Genomic DNA, 16,997 nt, shown 5'->3' on the forward strand with positions numbered 1-16,997 from the left:
TGCCAACCTAACCCACCCCCACACCACCCCCCCCCCCCCCCCCCCCCCCCCCCCCCCCCCCCCCCCCCCCCCCCCCCCCCCCCCCCCCCCCCCCCCCCCCCCCCCCCCCCGGCCCGAGATCCGCTTCACTTCACCGACCCCGCCATCACCCCCTGCACGAAGTGCCGCTGGAAGGCGAAGAACACGATGAGCGGCACGATCAGGGACAGGAACGCTCCTGGTGCCAGCACGTCGATGTTGCTGCCGAACTGCCTCACCTGTGACTGAAGTTCCACGGTCAAGGGCTGGGAAGAGCTGTCGGCGAAGAGCAGCGCCACCACCATGTCGTTCCAGGTCCACAGGAACTGGAAAATCGCCAGTGAGGCGATCGCAGGCCTGGCCACCGGCAGGACCAGCTGGGCGAAGATCCGCCATTCCCCGCCGCCGTCCATCCGGGCTGCTTCGAGCATCTCCTTGGGGATTTCCGCGAAGTAGTTCCGCAACAGGAAGACGGCGAAGGGCAGACCGTAGGCGACATGAAAAAGCACTACGCCCGGGATGCTGCCGAACAGGCCAAGCGTCCCGAACAGCTTGGCCACCGGCAGCAGACCGATCTGCACCGGTACCACCAGGAGGGCCACCACCAGGAGAAAGACCGCGTCACGGCCGGGGAAGTCCAGCCAGGCGAACGCGTACCCCGCCAGGGCCGCGATGACCACGACCAGCACCGTCGTCGGCACCGAGATCAGCACGGTATTCCAGAAGGCCCTCGTGATGTCCGCGTTGCCGAGAAGGGCCTCGTAGTTGTCGGCGGTCAGCTGGCCAGGGTGCGCGAAGACCGTCCACCATCCTCCGAGCGCGGTGTCCTGCGTCGACCGGAGTGAGGACAGGAGCAGACCCGCCAGCGGAGTCAGCCAGACGAGCCCCACGAGTACCAGGAAAGCCTGGATCACCCCGCTGTTCAGTGCCCGGCGGACTGTACTCATCACTGGCTCCTTCGGAAGCGGCGGACGTTGAAAACCATGGCCGGTACCACCAGGAGAAGAAGCAGCACGCCGAGGGCGCTGCCGAGACCCTGGTCGTTGCCGCCCCCGAAGGACACAAGCCACATCTGGGTGGCCAGCACGGTGGCGTCCTCCTGCACCGGGCCCGGAGCGATGATGTAGACCAGGTCGAAGACCTTCATCACATTGATCACGAGAGTGACGAAGACGACGGTCAGCACGGGTGCGAGCAAGGGCACGGTGATACGCCGGAAGATCTGCCACTCGTTGGCGCCGTCCATCCTGGCGGCCTCCAGCGCGTCCCGTGGCAAAGTCGACAGACCCGCCCCGATCAGCACCATCGCGAACCCGGTCCAGATCCAGAGATAGGCCCCGATGATGGCCGGGGTGACCAGGGTCGGCCCCAGCCACGAGACCCCCCGGTAGGGGGCGGCGAAGTTGGCGGCGGGCAGCCGGAAGGTGTACGAGCCGTCCCGCAGCCCGGTGAAACGGAACGAGCCGTCCGCCGCGGTCGTCGTGTGCGCCACGGCTGTTCCGCCGCGTACGGCTTCGACGGCCATGCGGGGCAGTCCGCTCTCACCTCGGTCGATCTTCCCGGGTGTGCCCTGTCCACCTGGTGTGAAGTCCAGGTACACCACACCGCGCAGCTCTCCGGGAGCCGTCCAGCCTGCCTTCAGGGCCGAACGGTGCCCGGCAGGCAGGTCGGCCGGGAGAATGCCGACGAGCGGTATCGTCACGAGCACGTGCCCGGGCGAGACACCCGCAGTGGTCCGGTAGGAACCGTCCCCCTGTTGCCTGAGGTCTCCGCCGGGACGAGCGCGTGCAGTCGGGTACGGAGAGGTGCCCGCGAAGGCGTCGTGGACGGAGACGACAGCGGCGTTGAGTACACCCTTGTCGGGGTCTTCGTCGTACGTGAGCCTGAACAGGACACCGGCTGCGAGGAACGAGACCGCCATAGGCATGAACAGCAGCAGCTTGAAGGCCGTGGCCCAGCGCACCTTCTCCACCAGGACCGCGAGGATGAGGCCCAGCGCTGTCAGCAGCGCCGGCGCCACCACGACCCAGATGACGGTGTTGCGAATGGCCTTGAGGGTGGCCGGGTCCTGGAACATCTCGGCATAGTTGTTGGTGCCGACGAACCGGGTGCCGGAGGCGTCGAAGAAGCTGCGCCCGATGGAGAAGAACACCGGGTAGACGACGAGTGCGCCGAGCAGCAGCAGGGCGGGCAGTACGAAGATGACGGCGGCCAGGCGCCCTCGCCGTCGCGCCCGGGGCCGGGACGCGACGGGAGAGGAAGCCGGTCGACGGTCGCTTTCGGCGAGTGTCGCGGTCACGGTGAATCAGTCTCCGTAGGCCTTGGCCGCAGCCGACTCGAGACGGGCCGCGGTCGCCTTGGGGTCGGACGGATCGCGCAGGAAGTCCTGGAGCACCTTCCACTCGCCGACGCCCTTGGTGCCGCCGAACGCGGCGGGCGCCTGGTCGGACATGTCGAATCGGACCGAGTCCCCCGCCCCCACCAGGGACTTGGCCGTGGCCCGGGTGACGTCGTCGCTGTAGGAGGACAGGGCGAGCTTCTCGTTCGGGGAGAGATAGCCACCCGCCTTCGCCCACACCGCCGCCGCCTCGGGCGTGGCCAGGTACTCGATCAGCTTCATGCCCGCCGCAGCGTTCTTGCCGTCCTTCAGGACGACCGCGGCGTCACCACCGCTGACCACGGGGGTGGTGCCGCCGGCCACGGCCGGGAAGGGGAAGAAGTCGGCGTCCTTGCCGATCGTCCTGCCGTACTGGTCCTTGGCCACGCCGGCGACGAAGTCGCCCTCATAGACCATGGCGGCCTCCGGCTTGGGACCGAAGACCTTCTCCACCGAGCCCGGGAAGTCGGTGTTGAGGGCTTCCTTCTGGCCGCCGGCGATGAGCTGCTTGTCCTTGAAGAGTTGCTTGAGCGTGGTGAGAGCGGTGACCACGCTGCTGTCCGTCCACTTGAGCTTGTGGGCGGCGAGCTGGTCGTACTTCTGGGGGCCGGCCTGAGAGAGATAGACGTTTTCGAACCAGTCGGTAAGGGTCCAACCGTCCTGACCGGCGACGGAGAACGCAGCCAACCCGGAATCGGAGATGGTGTGCCCGGCGGAGATCAGCTGGTCGTACGTCTTCGGAGGCTGGACGCCCGCCTGCGCGAGGGCTTCGGGGCTGTACCAGACGGTCGACTTGTGGGCCGCCTTGAAGTACAGGCCGTAGAGGGTGCCATCGACGCTGCCGTACCGCTTCCAGACCGCGGCATAGTCGGCGTCCACGGTCTTCTCCGCGGTCGCGGACAGCGGCCGGAGCCATCCCTTGGCGGCGAACTGCTGCAGCACCCCCACCTGAGGGACCATCACGACATCTGGCGCGTCCCCACCTTCGATCTTGCTGCCGACCACGGTTGAAACGTTGTCGCCGGTGGACATGAACTGGGTCTTCGCGCCGGTCTTGGCGGCGAAGGCGTCCAGGACCTTCTGGAAGTTCTTCTGTTCGCTTCCGGACCAGACGCCTGCCACGGTGACTGTCTGCCCGGTCAGCGGCTTGTCGCCACCCCCTGCGGAGACGTCCCCTCCACCACAGGCGGTGGCTCCGATTGCCACGAGGGCCGTGCAGCCGGCGAGCATGCTGAAGCGGCGTCGTATCATCCTTCATTTCCTTTCGGTGAACCGCGAGTGGGCGGTGCCGTAATCAAGCGAGGGTGTCGTCGGTGACCCACCACGCGGCGGTGGATCCAGCGAGCACTCCGGCCGGAGAGGGGCCGCTGGTCAGCAGCGGGCTGCCGGTGACCGGTGCGGGCACCGGAGAGGTTCCGAAGTTGACAGCGCACACCAGACCGTCACCGCGGACGAAGGAGAGAACGTCCGGCGGGGTCTCCAGCCACCGCAGCGTCCCCTCCCCCAGTTGAGGAAGGGTCGAGCGCAGATGCAGACCCTCCCGGTAGAGGTGCCAGAAGGAACGGGTGTCGGCGAGAGCGACATCGGTGGCGTGCTGGGCAAACCAGTCCGGCTGTGGCAGCCAGGGCTTGGCGGCCTCCACTCCGGAGGTGAAACCGAACGGGGAGGCCTGACCCGACCACGGCAGCGGCACCCGGCAACCGTCGCGGACCCGGGCCCGGCTGCCGGTCCGCCGGAAGATCGGGTCGGTGAGGACGTCGTCCGGCAGGTCCACGACCTCGGGCAGGCCGAGTTCCTCACCCTGGTAGATGTAGGCGGCCCCGGGCAGCGCCAGCATCAGCAACGCGGCCGCCCGCGCGCGGGCGGCACCCAGCCCGCTGCCCTCGGTGGCGGGCTCGCCGTAGCGGGTGACGGTGCGTACCTGATCGTGATTGTTGAGGACCCAGGTAACCGTGGATCCGGTTCCGGCGATGTCCTGCATGGCCTCAGAGATGACCTTGCGGAACGCGTCACCGTTCCAGGGGGCGCTGAGGAGGTCGAAGAAGAAGGCCTGATGGAGTTCGTCGGCGCGCACATAGCGGGCGTGTTCACGAGCCGTGGGTACGGAGACCTCGCCGACCAGCAGCCGCTCGTTCCCGTCGCGGGCGGTGTACTCCTCGCACACGGCACGCCATTGCCGCCACACCTCGTGCACCTCTGGCTGATTCCAGGCCAGCGGGTTGACCGAGTCACGGCTGCGGGCATCCGCTTCGGGGTCCGGGGAGTCGGGCAGTTCGGGGTGCTTGAAGAGGCCGGCAGCGACGTCGATACGAAACCCGTCCACTCCCCGGTCGAGCCAGAAGCGCAGCACCCGCTCGAACTCGGCGCCCACGACGGGGTTACGCCAGTTCCAGTCGGGTTGCTCGGGCGTGAACATGTGCAGATACCACTGGCCGGGAAGGCCGTTCCGTTCAACGACACGGCTCCACGCCGGGCCACCGAACATGGCGTGCCAGTTGTTGGGAGGTTCGCTCCCGTCCGCTCCGCGCCCGTCGGCGAAGTGGAAGCGCGCTCGAGCCGCGGATCCCGGAGGGGAGGCCACTGCTGCGCGAAACCAAGGGTGCTCGCTGGAGCAGTGGTTCGGGACGATGTCCAGGAGCACCTTGATGCCCAGCCGCCGGGCCGAGGCCACGATTCGGTCGAACTCGGCGAGGTCCCCGAAGACGGGATCGACGTCGCAGTAGTCGGCCACGTCATAGCCGTGATCGTGCTGCGGCGAGGGATAGAAGGGACTCAACCAGATGCCGTCGACGCCCAGCTTCTTCAAGTAGGGCAGTCCGGCCCTCACTCCGGACAGATCACCGATGCCGTCGCCGGTGCTGTCGAGGAAACTGCGGACGTAAACCTGGTAGATCACTGCGTCGCGCCACCACGGGTGGGCGTCAGTGCGCTTGTGAATCACCCCGTCAGCCTGTCTGTGCGTGCCAGTTGTTATGCATGCATGTTAGGTAGTGGTGACGAGCAGATGTCAATGATGTGGCCCAAGGCAAAAGAGTCACGTGGCCCGCTTATGGTGATTTGTCGATCCAAATGGAGCAAGAGAGTGCAGCGTCAATACCTACACGTTAGGTAGAAGTCCTACGACGAAGGCAGGGTGCTGAGTTCACGGGCCAGTCGCCGTACGGCCTGCGCAGGGCTCTCCTTGCCCATCAGCGCGCCGTGTACCACGGCCTGCACGACGAGACTCACCTGCGAGTAGCGCGGACTCTTGGGGCGCGGGACGGCACCCAGAATGCTCGCTCGCAGGGTCGGCAGATAGGGGTACCGGGCGATCAGAGCGGGATCACGGTAGAGGGACGCTCGCACGGGCGGCAGCGCTCCCTTGACCAGTACCTGCCGCTGGATGGGCTCGCTGGTGAGATAGGCGATGAGGCGCATCGCCGACTCCGGGTGCCGGGAATGGGCGGCGATGGCCAGGTCAGAGCCGCCGAGGACGCTGGTGCCGGGGCCGGCGGGGCCGGGCAGCGGAGCGATGCCGACCTTGCCGGCCAGCATGGAAGAGCGGTCGGAGGCGGCGACATAGGCATAGGGCCAGTTCCGCAGGAACAGCAACTTGCCGCTCATGAAGGCCTGCTTGGATTCTTCCTCCGTGTAGGTCAGGGCCTGGCGGGGAATCCAGCCTTGGCGTACCCCCCGCACCAGAAAGCCGATGCCCGCACGAGCGGCGGCCGAGTCCACCGTGACGCGTCGGCCCTCATCGCCGAGAATGGTGCCGCCCGCCGAGTAGACAGCCTCAGCCGCATTGACGGTCAGCCCTTCATAGGGCAGCAACTGGCCCGCGTATCCGTCCAGTCCATACTCCGGCGCGATGGACCGGGCGTCCTGCTGCAGCTCGGCCCAGGTTCGCGGGACCGCGACGCCCGCCTTGGCAAGAATGTCCTTGCGGTAGACCAGTACACCGGCGTTCGTCGTGTAGGGAACAGCGTAGAGGCGGCTGCGGTAGGTGGCCGTGCCCACGACCGGGGACAAAAGGGATTTCAGGTCGAAACTTTCACGCGGCAAGGGGCGTATCCATCCTGCCGCCGCGAACTCGGAGGTCCAGTCCACGTCAAGGTTCAGCACATCGAACCGGCCGGCCGCGCCGCGCACGTCCGTGGTCATCTGCGCGTGTGCCTCGTCGGCCGAATCCGGGAGCTGGACGAGCGTCACCTTCTCCTCGGGATGCGCACGGTTCCATCCCTGCAGCAGCGGTTCCAGGTAGTTCGTCAGATCACCCGCCGTCGCGAGCGTGAGCGGGCCGCGGACCGCGGTGGTGCTCTCCCCCGTACCGGCTCCCGGTGCGGCATAACCCGTCAGCAGCACCAGGACGAAAAGAAGGCCACGTCCTGCGGCCGGCATCCACCGCATCGGGTCCTCCGTCCACCGGCACCTCCGCTCAGTCACCGGCCAGCCATGTATACCGGTTAGGCATGCGCGATACTAGAGCCTTCCATGCACCGGCCCTCGCCCGGCCGGCGCGCACACACGGGGCTTGCGTCCCCTGACACGGAGGCGAGGTGGAGGACGCGAATGCGGTTTCCCCTCCTCGCCCTACTCGCCCGCAGTCCGGCTCACGGCTACGAACTCAAGCAGGACCTTGAGCAACTACTGGGTGCCGCGTACCCTCAGCCCAACATCGGGCAGGTGTACGTCACTCTCGGCCGTCTCGAGAAATCCGGACTGATCGAGGGCGAGGAGGTCGAACAGTCCAGCCGTCCCAACAAGAAGATCTACCGTCTCACGGACGCCGGCCAGGAGGCACTGGAGGGCTGGTACGAGGAGACGGCGGACGAACCACGCGTTCGGGACGAGTTCTTCATGAAGCTCGCTCTCGCGCCGTTCGTCGCCCGCACCGATCGAATCGACCTGATCAACAAGCAGCGGCGCCAGTACCTGAACACCATGCGCAGCCTGTCGAAGCTCGCCGCCGCCGAAGATCGCGACAATCGCATCGCACAGCTGCTCGTCGAAGGCGCCATGCTGCATCTGCAGGCGGATCTCGACTGGCTGGAGCGGTGCCAGGAGGAACTGGAGAGACCGCAGTGAGCGGAGCCACAATCCCCTTGCTGCGGACCGAGGGCCTGGTCAAGACACACTACGGACGCGGCGCAGCCGTCCATGCCGTACGTGGCATCGACCTGTCGGTGCGGCAGGGCGAGTTCGTGGCGATCACCGGCCCCTCCGGAGCGGGCAAATCCACCCTGCTCCACCTGCTGGGGGGCTTGCAGAAATCCGATGCGGGCACCATCTACCTCGGTGAAGAACGCACTGACAGTTACTCGGAAGCCCGGTGGGCCATCGAACGCCGCACGCGGATCGGGTTCGTTTTCCAGTTCTTCAACCTCATATCGGACCTGTCGGTGGCCGACAACGTGGAGATGCCCGCCCTGCTGGCGAAGGTCCCGCTGCGGCAGGCCCGAGCGCGCCGGGAAGAACTGCTGAGCGAGCTGGGCCTGACGAACCGCCAACGCAGCATGCCCGGCGAGCTGTCAGGAGGCGAGCAGCAGCGAGTCGCGCTCGCCCGCGCGCTGGTCAATCATCCCGCCCTGCTGCTCGCCGACGAACCGGCGGGCAGTCTGGACAGCACCGGAACCCGTGAGGTCACCAGGCTGCTCTCCCGCTTCCACCAGCGGGGACAGACCATTGTCCTCGTCACCCATGACGCCCGGCTGGCCAGCGCGGCTGACCGGGTCATCAGCCTGTTCGACGGCCGGATCTCCGACGACTCGGCACTCGACGCCAACCCGGCGCACGGCCAGGACACATCAGCCGTACTCAAGCTGACGGACTGATCCGAGCGACGGGCAGGCGCGCCTGCCAAAGGAGCTGTGAAGTCGTGCGAGCCACCCTGCGCTGGATACGTTCCGACGTGAGCAGACATGCCAGCGAGCCGCTCCTGCTCGTCCTGGCCGCATTTGGGGTCGTCTCCTCTCTACTGCTCGCCGTATCTCTGTTCGGCTACGCGACCCATCCCTGGCAACGGGTCTTCACCAAGACACACAGCGCACACATATGGCTGCACACGGACGTGTCGGCCGACCTGGGCGGCCTGGCCACGCTGGACGGCGTACAACAGGTCGCAGGACCGTATCCGGCGCAGTCTCTCGCGGTCGCCGCGCATGGCACACGTGCCGCGGCAGAGATGCGCGGAATGACGAAACTTCCATCCGTGGACCGTCCCCTGCTTACCTCCGGGACATGGCTGGAGCCGTCCGTCCCGAACGGGGTGGTGCTGGAGGAACATCTGGCGCGGGCCCTGCTGGCCGGCCCGGGAGACACCCTCACCATGCCCGGGACGGCACGGACGCTCACCGTCGTCGGCGTCGCCGAGACCGCCGAGCCCCGCTACCGTCCCGGGCAGCGCCCCGGTGTCATCTGGGCCCTGCCCGCGGAGGTACGCACTCCCGACGCACGGGTGGCGGGCCTCCGTCTCGCCCACCCGGACGACACCGATTACACCGTCCAGCGCATGGTGACCGTGCTGGGCGCGGCCGCGGTGCACGACGTGTCCACGTGGCAGCAGGCCCGATCGCAGGCACAGGGCGACAGCCGTCTCATCGGTGAAGCGATCGGCCTGTCAGGCCTTGCCGCGCTCATCGCGGCAGGCCTCGCCGTACACGGCGCCATCGGCACACGCGTCCGCAGCCACATCGGCGACATCGCGATGCTGAAGGCGATCGGATTCACACCGGGACAGGTAATACGCCTCTTCCTGCTGCAGCATCTGGCCTGGGCACTGCTCGGGGCGATTGCCGCGGTCAGCCTCACCGAGTCCCTGGGAGCGGACATGCCCGGCCGTCTGGGCGAGGCCGTACGGGTGGGCCGGGAAATTCCGGGACACACGGCAGCCTTGTCCGCGGTGCCGGCCCTGGTGGTGCTGTTCATCGGCGCGACCACGTCCCTGGCCTCCTGGCAGGCCGGCCGGGTACCGCCCATGCCCGCTCCCCGTACTCTGCCGGCCTCGGCAGGACCGCTGCCTCCGCTCACCCTGCACTCGCTGGACCGCGGGGTGCCACCTTCCCTGGCCCTCGGATGGCACCGGGCCTTCGGACGGGGAACCAGATCCCTCTCCGCAATCGGAAGGCTGACTCTCCCTCTCCTCCTCGTCGTTGTCGCGCTCAGTGCCTGGAGCACCCTTGACTTCCTCCACAGGCATCCCGATCGCGCCGGCGTCCCCGCCTCACTGACGGTACGTGTGCCGGACATACGGGCAGAGACAGCCGCCCGCTCCCTCCTGGAACACGACCCCCGAGTGAGTTCCGTGTATCCCGGTGTCGAGTTCGCCGCCCTGGTGCCGGGCCAAACGGCCACCATTACCCTACGTGGCCTGGGAAACCGCGCGCACCCCTACCCGGTCTCGATCGTCGCCGGCCGCGCCCCTCACGGGCCCGAAGAGGCAGTGGCCGCCCAGGGCCTGCTGGATCTCATGCACGTGCGTGTGGGCGACTGGGTGCGCGTGACCGTGCGCGACCGGCCACAGATCCTTCATCTGGTCGGCCGCGACATCGAGCCGGACAACAACGGGCGCGTCATCACCACATCATTGGAAACCCTGCAGGACTACTCCCCCGGCCTTCAGGCCCAGCTGTACGAGGTGCGGCTGCGTCCCGGCACGGACGCGGCATCCGTGGCAAGGCGGCTGACGACCGCACACGGTCCGATAGACGTATACCCCGTGACCAACCCCGCCGACCGGCTGCGGGCGTTGCGCGGGGTGGTCGTAGGGCTCGTCCTCGTACTTGTCCTCATCACCGCGGTGGAGTTGCTCACCATCGTCGGCGGCATGGCAAGACAACACGAGCGGGATGTCCCCGCGTTCCATGCCATGGGGCTGTCACCCCGTCAGATAACGGCGATCACAGTCTTCACCACCGCGTGGTCCGTGCTGGCGGCTGTCGTCCTCGGCCTGGCGGCAGGCCTGCCGCTGGGCCGCCGCCTCATCGACTACCAGGGCCGCATCAGCGGAGTCGGTGCCGGTGTGGCACAAACCCCGGCAATCCCGTTGCTGGCCGCCCTTGTGGCCGTCACGGTTCTCGGCACCGCCGCGCTAGCCGCTCTCCCCGCCCGTCGCGCCACCCGACGCCAGCTATCCGACGCGTCGAGGAGGACGCTCTGATGAAACACCTGCGGCCAGTCAGCTCTGCCGCAGTTCGTCTGGTACGTCGGTACCGAGAAACTCCAGGAGATCGGCAAGCTTCCGGTCGAGTTCCACCCCTACGCCGGTCACTTCGGGGTGGCCGAGGCTGGCGAAGTGAGTACTGGGCTGGTCGACACTGAACCAGGCGGCTCCCTCCCTGTCCTGCCAGATGACGGTACGCAGCGGGGCATAGAGCATGGTCCTGGGGTCATGACGGAACATGCGCTGTGCGATCAGATGGTTGCCCATCAGGTACCAGAAACACGGCGCTGTCTCGGCGCCGGCGAGACGCATCAGAGGATGCGCGGCGTTCCCCTCGAAGATCATGAAACCGTGCGGGGTCACCGATTCGATCAGCTCCGTGATCTCCGCCCAGGAGGCTTCACGGCGCACCAAGGCTGTCAGTTGCTCCACGGGCACCTGCGGTACCGCAACCTCGTAGCTCTTCCGGAAATCAGCTACGGACGGCACAGCCACGTTCAGACGCCGTACTTGGTAAGTGTTCACTTCGCCTCCACACCGGCATGGTTCGATATATGACAAACCATAACGTCGCACCCTGCCAGCTGCCACACACATGTCTGCCACGCGGCGGCGGGCCACTCAGCATGTCTACAAGGAACCCGATCCACAAAAACTCCATAAGCCAGCGTCACAGTTGTTTCACCCGCTCGCGAGAGGACGCAGTTGGCACACACTCGTCCGACACGCATGGATACGTCTGACACATGGTGATGGTCGGATCGCGACCCATCAGGGGACGGCCGCCCTGGCCTAGAAAAGGCACACAGAGAGCGTTTATCCGGCGCGGACCTCGTCGAGATCATTCAATGCATCACGCAGCGCGGCTCTCGAGGTGATGCCCAGCTTGGGAAACACCCTGTACAAGTGCGCGCCAGCGGTGCGCGGCGAGATATTGAGCTGCTGGCCGATCTCCTTGTTGGACATACCGGTCGCCGCCAGCTCCGCGATACGACGTTCCTGCGCGCTCATCGCCACCACGCCGTCCGCCTGCGGCATCCCCACGCTCACGCCGACGGCGCGCAGTTCGTTGCGGGCACGCTGAACCCATGGGGGGGCCTTCAGCTGGTGCTCGAAAAGATCCAGAGCCATACTCAGCTGGACACGTGCGGCCGTGTACTCCCGGCGGCGACGCAGCCACTCTCCATACATCAGATGGATACGGGCGTATTCGAACTTCCACAGAGAAGCGTCCGGCATCGCCAACGCGGCTTCAAACAGCTGACCCGCTTCCCCGTCGGGCGCCACGACCGCGGCGGCCGCGGCAAGGATAATCGCATGATGCGGCGAGATGGCATCCATACGAGCCTGCCGACCGGCTTCGACATGCGCTCGGGCTTCCGCCGCTCTGCCGGTCCGCATCGCCGACTCCACGAGGTCCAGGAACACACGAGGGAAATGCGGTTGGTGCGATGGCAGTTCACCTGGCGGAGTCAGTGTCGCCGTCATCAGGTAGGCCTCTTCGAAGTCTCCCCGGCCTAGCGCGGCTCGCGCCCGGGTCTCGTTGACTCCGATCAGCAGCAGCTGCATACGGCGCGGTTGAGCCCAAGCGGTGATGGTCTCGCAGTGCTTCCGCAGCGCCTCTTCATCACCGCGGCCGGACGCGACCATGGCCAAACCATAAGTGAACACCGCGTGGATGACGTTGTAGTTGTGCTCGGTGGCGTCCGCGATGCCTCGGGACGCTATAGAGAACATATTGTCCCATTCACCGCGCATAAACGCATCGTGGGCCCGCGCCACCATGACGAAGCGCTGACCGTCGTAGGCGTCGTGGCCGACGAGATCCCGCCACATGCTGTCGTAGTAGGTGAAGCAATCGAGGTAAAGAGCCGTGTAGATCAGCCAGTTGACACACCACAATGGGGTGTTCGGGGACAGCTCGGCCGACGCCCGGTCCAAGCGCTCTCGTACATCGTGAGCGGTCCTCGCCGGGTCCGCGACGGTGTCGAAACACATGCGCACTGTGTCGGAGACGCAATCGACTAGACGGTAGAGAGGCGGCCACAGTTCGGGGCGTGCTCCCCAGACGGCAGCGTTCAGCAATACATAGAAGGCGTCGTCGAATGCCTGACCTTCTTCCGGAGCAAGTCCAGTGGCCGCAGCTTCCATCACAGGCAGCAGAGTGCGGTAGACCGCGTCGATGTCTCCCTCACGATGGAATTGCACGTATGCCGCTGCTGCCCCGCCTCGCAAGGACTCCGCTTCTTGGGCATGGGACAGTTCCTGGGCTGTGTCCAGCTGCCCACCGACACCGGCCGCGAACGCGGCCTCATCCAAACGGCGGGCCCGCTGGGCGGGAACTTCGCTGAGCTCCGCCGCACGACGGAAGGCCGCAGCGGCCTCGGTGGCACCGCCACGCGCCAGAGTACGTTCAGCGGCTCGGGTGAGTTCGACGGCGACGCTTTCGTTCGGCTCGTCCGCCGCATGAGCCAGATGCCAGGCACGCCGTTCCGGATCTGCTCGGAGGACTTCCGCCAAAGCCTGATGCGCGGTCCGGTGTCGTCTGCTCGGTGACATATGGACGACACAGGAGCGGGCCAGAGGATGGCGGAAGGTCACCTGTTCCGCCAGGTGATCAATGCGAACCAGTCCAGCGCGCTCGCTGGCTTCCAGCAGCCCCTCGTCCCACTCTTCACCCGCCTGGATCGACGCGGCGCGAACGTCCCGTAGATTGCCGACGCGCTGCCCGTCCAATGCCGTCAGCAGAAGAGCGAACCGGGTGGAGGAATCGAGCTGTCTGATGCGGTCCGCGAAGACGCTTTCCAGCCTGCTGCTCAGCGGCAGGTTCATCGGCAGAGTTTCTTGGCCATCACGCTGAGCAGCAGTGAGTTGTTCCGGCAGCTCTACAAGCGCAAGGGGGTTGCCGCCGGCCTCGTCCAGCAGTCGACGACGGGTCGGCTCTGCCAGCTCAGGATGGCTCATTTCCAACAGGGTCAGTGCATCCGTGGCTGACAGCGGCTCCACGTTCAGCACGCAAAGCCCTGCCGGGTCAACAAAGCCGTTCCACCCGACGCGAGCAGCCATGATGAAGGCCGCCCGGCAGCCTTCAAGCCTGCGCGTGATGAAAGTCAGCACTTCGGCGCTGGAGCGATCGATCCAGTGAACATCGTCCACGACTACCGTCAGGGGCCGGTCCTTGGCGGCGTTCTGGATCAATGCCAGCGCCGCGGCCGAGATGGCGAACCGACCGGGCACTGAACCCTCTCGTATGGAAAGGACCTGCTCCAGAATGCCGCTCTGGAATGTCGGCAGATTCGGAAGATGGTCAAGTAGAGGGTAGAGAAGCTGATGGAGCGCCGAGAAGGCAAGCTCCTGCTCGCTTTCCACCCCGACCACCCGCAGCACACGGTGTCCGCTGGACCGGGCATGCGCGCCCATCTCATCCAGCAATACGGTCTTCCCTACTCCTGGGTCTCCTCGTAGCAGCAAGGCGGTACCGTCTCGCTCCGCCTCCGCCAGTACCGCTCCGAGGACCTTCATTTCGGACGTACGGCCTACCAACATCGTTCCTCCCGTGCTGGTAAGCGTTCGCCCCTACCAGCACAGCCCATACTGGGGGGCTGGCGGGGACCCGGAGTATCTGTCACTCGACTGGGGTTGACCGGTCGGCAGATTCGGCGCCCAGAAAATCCAGCACCTCCTGAGCAAAGTGCCGATGGTGCTGGAACAGGAAGCCGTGTCCTGCGTCAGGGTAGATACGCAGCCGCGCATCAGGCAGAAGGCCGGCCAGCAGGGAGGACGAACCGGGCGGAATGACCAGATCGTTGTCACCGCTTGCGACAAGTGCCGGATGCCGGATCTCCGCCAGCCTGCTCAGTGCGCTGTGGTCCGGGATGCCCCATTCAACCATTGCCTCGTACTGAGCCTCCCGGGCAGCCCGAGTCACCGGCATGTCCCTGTCCTGCTCTCGTTCGATGTAGCGTCCAAGGAATTCCAGCCCACTGCGTTGACTCGTCTCCGAGTGATTGAAGAAGGTGTACAGGTAGCTCTGTAGATCCAGCTGATCACTGTCCGCATGAGCGAGAATGTCGTCTCGCCAGCCGTGTATGCCAGGCCCGCCCCGGGGGGCGGTCGCGGCCAGCACCAGGCGGCGAATGACGGTCGGGTGTCGCAGAGCCAGCTCCTGGGCTGTGTAACCACCCATCGAATGGCCGAGCACATCGACCTGTGCTACTCCGATGGCCCTGAGAAACTCAAGGACGTCCAGGGCTGTGGCTTCGACAGTGCGTGAGCTATCACCGGTGCTGAGGCCGACTCCGGCACTGTCAAAAGCGATCACGTCCCGGTGAGCCGCCAAGATGTTGATCAACGCCGGATCCCAGGAGTCCAAGTTGCCTCGGAAGTGCTGCAGCAGGAGCAGTGGCGGCTGCAAACCGGCTGGCCCACTTCGACGGTAGGCGTACCTGACACCATTTCCTGCTTCAACCAGACGATTTGGTGCTTCAATGTACATGGAGGACCTTTCACTGAGGGTACTTCTCTCTGGTCGGCGGAGAACCCGAGAACCCGCAGACGCTTCGAGTGTGACCGCCCGCCGCGGTCGAGGCATCGGGCATTTGACCATCTGGTTCTCACTCGCCGTTCGTTCAGCGGCACCTATTACGGCGTAATAGCCGAAGGCCGGGTTGCGTCCTGAGAAGTGGTGTACGGACTCCTACCTGATTCGGGCGTTTGTCCGTGGTTCGTAGTAGGTGTCCGAATACAAGAGCGGCCACCGGCTGATCTTCGAGATGTCGAAGGCTCGAAGGAAATCAACACGATGACCGCCCCAGTCAGTCTGCCTCTGCATGTCCTCGCCGACGGCAACGTCGCCGTGGACGGTCCCGACTTGCTGCGCGCGATGGTCAAAGCGCTCGCCGGCGGACTCATGTCCGCAGAGGCCGACGCCTTCTGCGGCGCCGAGTACGGACAGGTCATCGACGAAGGAGTCAACCGCCGCAACGGGTACCGCCCTGGCGAGTGGGACACCCGCCGGGCCGAACAAGCTCTCATCGGCGTGGTCGCCACCGCTCCCCTGCTGGGTTGCTCCACCCGTTGGGTCGAGAAAATCGCCGAGTCGCTGAGGTGACGTCGCTGTCGAAGTCGCAGGTCTCGGCGATGGCTCGGCACCTGCACGAACAGGTCACCGCCTTCCGCGACCGGCCACTGATGCATGCCCGTACGCATTAGTCTGGGTCGACGCACTGACCCTGAAGGTTCGCGAGGGCGGCCGCATCATCAACGTCCAAGCGCTGATCGCGGTCGCCGTCAACGCCGACGGGCTTCGCGAGATCCTCGGACTGGACGCGGCCACCACCGAGGACGGCGCCGCCGGCTGGCTGGCCTTTCTGCGCTCACTGATCACCCGTAGCAGGGCCGGCGTGCAACTGATCGTCTCCAACGCCCATGCCGGTCTGGTCGGCGCCGTGCTGTCCGGCGCCCCGTGGTAGCGATGCCGTGTCCACCCCGTCCGCAACGTGCTCAGCCAGATCCTGAAGTCGACTCAGCCGGGGGGGCACACTACCGTGGACAGTCCTCGAACAGCCCAACACCGACGCCATCCAAGCCCAGATGCGGAACGCCCTGGAGGCCAAGTTCCCCAAGGCCGCCGAGCACCTGTACGCGATGGCTACGACCTGCTGACGTTTACCGCCTTCCCTCGTGAAGTCTGGCGATTGATCTGGTCGAACAATCCGCAGGAACGGCTCAACAAGGAGATCAGGCACCACACCGATGTGGTCGGCATGTTCCCCGACCGTACTGCCCTGATCCGCCTGGTCGGCGCGGTCCTGCCCTGGCCAAGCAGAACGACGAATGGACCAGAGCCCGCGGCTACATGGGAATCGACCTGCTCGCCAAGGCCCGCCCCCACTCGATCGCATCAGGAGCCAACGGCACGGCCCTTCCCACCCGCCTGACCCCCGGTCTTCCGCAGGACGCACGGCGGTTGGCTGACGACTGGGGGCAACTGGGTTTGGCTATTACGGCGTAATAGCCAAACCCAGTTGCCCCCTCCTCTCCCCCATCGGTCAGACCACTTCACGGGCTTGAGCCGTACACGTAGGTCCGACGACGGCGTCAGTAGACGCCAGCGATGACTGCCCACAAACGGTGGGTCTCGCCGAAGAAAGCCGGCCTCCAGCAACCAAGGAGCGCATCCTGTTGAGGGTCACACGCGAGGACTTGTTTACTGATGACGCGGCCGTAAACACTTCCCGAGGCGATCCTACATAGATAGTTGCGTAACTAAATCAACTTCTTGGAAACATGTCCCGGGCGGGGGATCTCACCTCCGTTGATCCGTTCCGATCTTTACGCCGTAATACCCATGCTGGGGACCGGGCCTCGAAGCGCGTTCGACTCAGCGGGCGCAGACCAGCGAAGTCATCGACGCGTAGACCGCCCCCGCGCGCCTGGTTACCTCCTGGCTTGGGTAAGGCCCAT

At 66.0% G+C, this 16,997-nt stretch carries 12 protein-coding genes and 1 pseudogene; 5 read left to right on the plus strand and 8 right to left on the minus strand.

Annotated features, from left to right (window positions below):
• Positions 1-125 precede the first annotated feature (125 nt).
• From ACZ5K7_RS47390 to ACZ5K7_RS47410, 5 genes are all read right to left on the minus strand, one after another.
• Entirely contained in the window at positions 126-965 is an 840-nt protein-coding gene (locus ACZ5K7_RS47390; protein WP_468924705.1) for a carbohydrate ABC transporter permease, read from the minus strand.
• Positions 965-2,317, minus strand: coding sequence for a carbohydrate ABC transporter permease (locus ACZ5K7_RS47395; RefSeq protein ID WP_468924707.1), 1,353 nt, complete (start codon positions 2,315-2,317; stop codon positions 965-967). The genes ACZ5K7_RS47390 and ACZ5K7_RS47395 overlap by 1 nt, the downstream gene beginning before the upstream one ends.
• A gap of 6 nt (positions 2,318-2,323) precedes the next feature.
• A complete protein-coding gene (locus tag ACZ5K7_RS47400) occupies positions 2,324-3,646 on the minus strand; it encodes an ABC transporter substrate-binding protein (protein WP_468924709.1) in 1,323 nt (440 codons plus the stop codon).
• Positions 3,647-3,689: 43 nt separating this feature from the next.
• Entirely contained in the window at positions 3,690-5,291 is a 1,602-nt protein-coding gene (locus tag ACZ5K7_RS47405) for a glycoside hydrolase family 13 protein (RefSeq protein WP_468924711.1), read from the minus strand.
• A 221-nt stretch (positions 5,292-5,512) separates the two neighbouring features.
• Positions 5,513-6,781, minus strand: a complete 1,269-nt coding sequence (locus ACZ5K7_RS47410; protein ID WP_468924713.1) for an ABC transporter substrate-binding protein — start codon at positions 6,779-6,781, stop codon at positions 5,513-5,515.
• A 162-nt stretch (positions 6,782-6,943) separates the two neighbouring features.
• Between ACZ5K7_RS47410 and ACZ5K7_RS47415 the strand changes: the two genes are divergently transcribed.
• From ACZ5K7_RS47415 to ACZ5K7_RS47425, 3 genes are read left to right on the plus strand one after another with little or no spacing between them, the layout of a single operon-like run.
• Entirely contained in the window at positions 6,944-7,459 is a 516-nt protein-coding gene (locus tag ACZ5K7_RS47415; RefSeq protein WP_468924715.1) for a PadR family transcriptional regulator, read from the plus strand.
• Positions 7,456-8,205, plus strand: coding sequence for an ABC transporter ATP-binding protein (locus ACZ5K7_RS47420; protein WP_468924717.1), 750 nt, complete (start codon positions 7,456-7,458; stop codon positions 8,203-8,205). Before ACZ5K7_RS47415 ends, ACZ5K7_RS47420 begins: the two co-directional genes overlap by 4 nt.
• 44 nt (positions 8,206-8,249) lie before the next feature.
• Positions 8,250-10,529 (plus strand): ABC transporter permease, encoded by a 2,280-nt coding sequence (locus ACZ5K7_RS47425; RefSeq protein ID WP_468924719.1) that lies wholly within the window; start codon positions 8,250-8,252, stop codon positions 10,527-10,529.
• 18 nt (positions 10,530-10,547) lie between these two features.
• Here the strand turns inward: ACZ5K7_RS47425 and ACZ5K7_RS47430 are convergent, their stop codons facing one another.
• The 3 genes from ACZ5K7_RS47430 to ACZ5K7_RS47440 form a co-directional block, all read right to left on the minus strand.
• Positions 10,548-11,057 carry a DUF302 domain-containing protein gene (locus ACZ5K7_RS47430; protein WP_468924721.1) on the minus strand — a complete coding sequence of 170 codons (510 nt, stop codon included), beginning with the start codon at positions 11,055-11,057 and terminating at the stop codon, positions 10,548-10,550.
• Positions 11,058-11,348: 291 nt separating this feature from the next.
• Positions 11,349-14,078 (minus strand): helix-turn-helix transcriptional regulator, encoded by a 2,730-nt coding sequence (locus ACZ5K7_RS47435; RefSeq protein WP_468924723.1) that lies wholly within the window; start codon positions 14,076-14,078, stop codon positions 11,349-11,351.
• 79 nt (positions 14,079-14,157) lie between these two features.
• Positions 14,158-15,027 carry an alpha/beta fold hydrolase gene (locus ACZ5K7_RS47440; RefSeq protein ID WP_468924725.1) on the minus strand — a complete coding sequence of 290 codons (870 nt, stop codon included), beginning with the start codon at positions 15,025-15,027 and terminating at the stop codon, positions 14,158-14,160.
• A gap of 306 nt (positions 15,028-15,333) precedes the next feature.
• On the opposite strand from ACZ5K7_RS47440, the gene ACZ5K7_RS47445 reads away from it, so the two are divergent.
• Positions 15,334-15,642, plus strand: coding sequence for a transposase (locus ACZ5K7_RS47445; protein ID WP_468924726.1), 309 nt, complete (start codon positions 15,334-15,336; stop codon positions 15,640-15,642).
• 121 nt (positions 15,643-15,763) lie between these two features.
• Positions 15,764-16,471 (plus strand): annotated as a pseudogene (locus ACZ5K7_RS47450) (transposase).
• Positions 16,472-16,997: the final 526 nt, after the last annotated feature.

The sequence above is a fragment of the Streptomyces sp. NPDC031497 genome (genome assembly GCF_055580905.1).